Origin of the sequence: Bacillus sp. REN10 (genome assembly GCF_016820555.1) — a bacterium.
In the GTDB taxonomy this organism is placed as follows: Bacteria; Bacillota; Bacilli; order Bacillales; family Domibacillaceae; genus Bacillus_CE.
The window spans coordinates 1-475 of sequence record NZ_JADHDW010000042.1; the positions used below are offsets into that span (position 1 = coordinate 1).

General features: G+C 56.4%; 1 rRNA gene. It reads left to right on the forward strand.

From position 1 onward, the window contains the following. Positions 1 to 475 (forward strand): 23S ribosomal RNA (locus IRB43_RS17660); the annotation flags it as partial.

The following is a 475-nucleotide window of genomic DNA, read 5'->3' on the forward strand; positions in this document are numbered from 1 at the left end:
TCTCTGCGAAGCCGCAAGGCGAAGTATAGGGGCTGACGCCTGCCCGGTGCTGGAAGGTTAAGGGGAGCGCTTAGCATTAGCGAAGGTGTGAACCGAAGCCCCAGTAAACGGCGGCCGTAACTATAACGGTCCTAAGGTAGCGAAATTCCTTGTCGGGTAGGTTCCGACCCGCACGAAAGGCGTAACGATCTGGGCACTGTCTCAACGAGAGACTCGGGGAAATTATAGTACCTGTGAAGATGCAGGTTACCCGCGACAGGACGGAAAGACCCCGTGGAGCTTTACTGTAGCCTGATATTGAATTTTGGCACAGCTTGTACAGGATAGGTAGGAGCCTTTGAAGCCGGAGCGCCAGCTTCGGTGGAGGCGTTGGTGGGATACTACCCTGGCTGTGTTGAACTTCTAACCCGCACCCCTGATCGGGGTGGGAGACAGTGTCAGGCGGGCAGTTTGACTGGGGCGGTCGCCTCCTAAA